Source organism: Vibrio sp. 10N.222.49.C9, from assembly GCF_041474985.1.
Taxonomy (GTDB): domain Bacteria; phylum Pseudomonadota; class Gammaproteobacteria; order Enterobacterales; family Vibrionaceae; genus Vibrio; species Vibrio crassostreae_C.
Window position 1 is genome coordinate 1 of the sequence record NZ_JBFRVD010000529.1, and the last position, 738, is coordinate 738.

Annotated in this window: 2 protein-coding genes; both read left to right on the forward strand. The window is 43.2% G+C overall.

The genetic code is table 11. The annotated features are described in order from the left end of the window. Nucleotides 1-88: GGGtGRT protein (locus AB4585_RS24315; RefSeq protein ID WP_372171315.1), on the forward strand; the 88-nt coding region annotated here is incomplete at its 5' end. Between the two features lie 343 nt (nt 89-431). After that, nucleotides 432-738, forward strand: a 307-nt coding sequence (locus AB4585_RS24320) for a LysE/ArgO family amino acid transporter (RefSeq protein ID WP_372171314.1), incomplete at its 3' end; no start/stop codon positions are given.

Here is a 738-nt window from a genome sequence, read left to right on the forward strand (position 1 = left end):
CATCGGTATGGGTAACAACCCAATGGTGGGTGCATCTGTGGCTCTTGCAGTAGCAGTTGATGAAGCGCTAAAAGCAAAAAGAGTTTAATAAATAGTTCTGGAAGTTAGCTGACCATCCCTCTTGTTCTACTCATGCGTTGTCATGAATAGCAGCTAACTTCTAGTCTTATGCCCAAATAGATGGATCTCTACCGCCAGATTGATATCTATTGTTATCACCATTGAGCTTTCAGCTGACAGCTAACAGCTAACAGCTAACAGCTGAAGGCTAGAAATTATGATGATACCAAGACAACTAGTGATACCGCTCATTGCTTTTTGCTTGTGGGCACAAAGAGCAAACTCTGTCCGATGAGTTTGCTCTTTTTCCTTTTGTAAATTAACAAGTTCACTTGTAGAGTTGTCACTTTGTAGTATTCAAGGATGAATCAATGTCTGCGTTTTTGGCTGGCTTTTCTATTGGTCTATCACTCATTTTGGCTATCGGAGCGCAAAATGCCTTTGTCATAAAGCAAGGCTTGCTTAGGCAGCATGTATTTTGGGTCTGCTTGGTATGCGCCGTTTCAGATGCTCTGCTGATCAGTGCCGGTGTCGCAGGCTTCTCTGTGGTAGTGAAGGCTTACCCTCAAGTGGAAGATATTGCGCGATATGGCGGTGCATTGTTCTTGATTGTGTATGGCACTAGCAGTCTGTGGTCTGCCTTTAAGAATAAACATACATTAGACCCAACCGCTAAAG